This is a genomic window from Methylobacterium sp. J-088 (assembly GCF_022829295.1).
GTDB lineage: Bacteria > Pseudomonadota > Alphaproteobacteria > Rhizobiales > Beijerinckiaceae > Methylobacterium.
Genome location: NZ_JAKSYH010000007.1, coordinates 1 through 2,307, shown reverse-complemented (window position 1 = coordinate 2,307; position 2,307 = coordinate 1). Strand labels below are relative to the sequence as shown.

The following is a 2,307-nucleotide window of genomic DNA, read 5'->3' as shown; positions in this document are numbered from 1 at the left end:
GGTCGCAGAGCATAGCCCTAACTTCATCGAATTGGCAGGTGATATCGTTGCCGCCTACGTAGCGAACAATTCTGTGCCAGCCTCTGAGCTGCCGAACCTCATCCACAGCGTGTACACCGCCATCGGAGCACTGACTGCGGGTAGCACTTCGATCACCTCAGCTGAACCTGTGATCGACCGGCCGAGCGCCCTCCAGATCCGCAAGTCGGTCCAGGCCGACGGGATCGTCAGCTTCATCGACGGCAAGACCTACAAGACGCTGAAGCGCCATCTGACCAAGCACGGCCTCGACCCGAAGGCCTACCGCGAGCGCTACGGCCTGCCGGCCGATTATCCGTTGGTCGCACCGAGCTACGCCGAGAAGCGCTCTGCCCTGGCGAAGGCGATTGGCCTCGGACAGCCCGGTGCTATGGCCAAGCGTCTACCTAAGGGGCGGCGTCGGGCTGCTTAGTCGTGCGATCCCGCTGGTGTGATGCACAGCCTGGTCGGATAGCTGGATCGTAGGCGGCGCTAGCCCCGTACGCCTACGATCCGACCGCGTTTATGATGCGGGTCTGACTGCCTCAGCATGGACGGGGCAGGGAAGCCACGGTAGCTCCCCTCCATGGCCAAAGAGATCCCCAGCGTCGGCGACATGCGCCGCAAGTTCGAAGTGACAAACGAGCAGACCGAGGCGGCGGCAAGGTTCAACCGGCGCGTAGGATGACTACCGAGATTGTGGTGGTACCGTGTGGATGACGCTGAAATCCTCTTGAACCTCCAGCCGCTTGCCCAGCCCGGTATGATCTGGGTGAGGGTGGACATGACTGAGGAGCAGACGGGAGACCTGCAGGTGCTAGCCGATCTGCGCGCCTGGCATCGGCGACAGATCGAGCAAGCGCTCGGCGATACCCGTGTCGTGCAAGCGCATGAGCAAGCCATCCTTCGGCTTCATCAGCTGAGCGCCATCAAAAGGCAGCGTGCGGCCGAGGACGAGGCCGATCGTCAGCGGGCCCGCGCGGCGAACTCCCAGACGGGGATACCCCAGACCTGACCCGGCCCATTCCGATAGCCGGCGGTCCGCGCGAACAGGATCCGGGTCGTCTCGACGCCTATGGCCGGCTGGATCCCGACCATCAGCACACCGCAGTGATCAACCCGGATCGTGCCGTGCTCCGGATGGACCGCGAATAGCTCCTGCGCCGTCCAGCCAAGGCGGTGGGCTTCAGCGCCGAACCGGTCGCAGAAGCCGATCGCGTTCTCGCGGATCGTCGCCCATTTGGCCGGGGCCAGATATCGGCAGGGCGAGGCGTGCGGCGAGAGGTTCTCGATGGCGCCGTGCCAGATGGCGACGGGGTTCGGGATCAGGGTGGGGGCGAGGCTGGCTGACATCAGGCCGAGCTACGGTAAGCGCGGTTGAGAGGCCATGCGGCCAGAAGCGGGGTTGCCTGACCCAGATTGGAAAAACGGCTCGGCCCCGCCGCCCGATCTGATCATGGGATGGCGGGGCTTATCACGCCTGCAGATTAGATGGTGAAAATCTGCAGGAGGGCTCCGAGACTGCCCAATGCGGCAGTGCTAATTCCACCGACCAGAACAATATCTCCACCTGCTATATGCTTCGATACCGGTGCGAACCGGTAGGCTGCAGACGTCAGCGCCACACCGAACACAGCGACCGCCAGAGTGGCAGCCATCATAATTGTCTTGAGGATAATCCTTATCCGCCAGCGGCGGAACTGACCATCGCGCGGATAAGTACAACGGGTGAGGCGGGCGAAATATCCGCCCGCGACAAGCACGCCGATTGGGCTATGCAACTGCCGACGGCTATGCTGACTTCTGAGCGAGATAGGCCTGCACAAAATTCGGGAGATGGCTGCCCAGCCAATCACCCATCTCCTGCTCCTCCTTCATCGATTGCTCCAAGATCGACTTATCATCGCCGGCACCGGCCGCGTCGGCCAGTGCGAGCAACACCTTGTAGGAGCTGATTTCGTAGGCCTTGAAGCCGATTGCAGCCAGGACGTTTTTCAGCACCTCGTCGCCTGCGCCGGCATGAGCGAAGCCTGCCACTGTCGCGACCGCGCCGGTAACCGCCTCCTTAAGCAGCGACTTCTTAGATCCGTGCTTCTCAAGAAGGTTATCGAGCCGGGCAGCTTGCGTGACCGACCGCTCATGGTCCGTCTCCATCTTGGAATGCAGCTCTGGGTAGGCCTTCATCCGCGGCAGTTCGTTCTGAATGGTGCCGATAGCCTGGGTCTCGACCGCATGCTGGTTACGCAATCCGTTCAAGTAGGTGTCCATCGCCTGCTTTACGTTGCTCAC

4 protein-coding genes are annotated in these 2,307 nt (G+C 62.2%); 2 read left to right on the top strand and 2 right to left on the bottom strand.

The window, feature by feature from the left end:
* Positions 1-25: 25 nt before the first annotated feature.
* Together MKK63_RS00040 and MKK63_RS00035 are read left to right on the top strand one after the other, a co-directional pair.
* On the top strand, positions 26-451 hold the full coding sequence (locus MKK63_RS00040) for a MucR family transcriptional regulator (RefSeq protein ID WP_243997533.1): 426 nt from the start codon (positions 26-28) through the stop codon (positions 449-451).
* A gap of 279 nt (positions 452-730) precedes the next feature.
* Positions 731-1,033: a hypothetical protein gene (locus tag MKK63_RS00035; RefSeq protein WP_243997531.1), complete on the top strand. Its 303-nt coding sequence runs from the start codon at positions 731-733 to the stop codon at positions 1,031-1,033.
* On the opposite strand, the gene MKK63_RS00030 is transcribed toward MKK63_RS00035, so the two are convergent.
* Together MKK63_RS00030 and MKK63_RS00025 are read right to left on the bottom strand one after the other, a co-directional pair.
* Positions 985-1,371 (bottom strand): hypothetical protein, encoded by a 387-nt coding sequence (locus MKK63_RS00030; RefSeq protein WP_243997529.1) that lies wholly within the window; start codon positions 1,369-1,371, stop codon positions 985-987. The genes MKK63_RS00035 and MKK63_RS00030 overlap by 49 nt on opposite strands.
* Before the next feature lie 438 nt (positions 1,372-1,809).
* Positions 1,810-2,307 (bottom strand): DUF892 family protein (locus MKK63_RS00025; RefSeq protein WP_243997527.1); only part of this gene is annotated, 498 nt, incomplete at its 5' end.

Excerpts from the sequence above, each read along its gene's own strand:
- MKK63_RS00030 (WP_243997529.1), bottom strand. The coding sequence starts at position 1,371 with ATGTCAGCCAGCCTCGCCCCCACCCTGATCCCGAACCCCGTCGCCATC.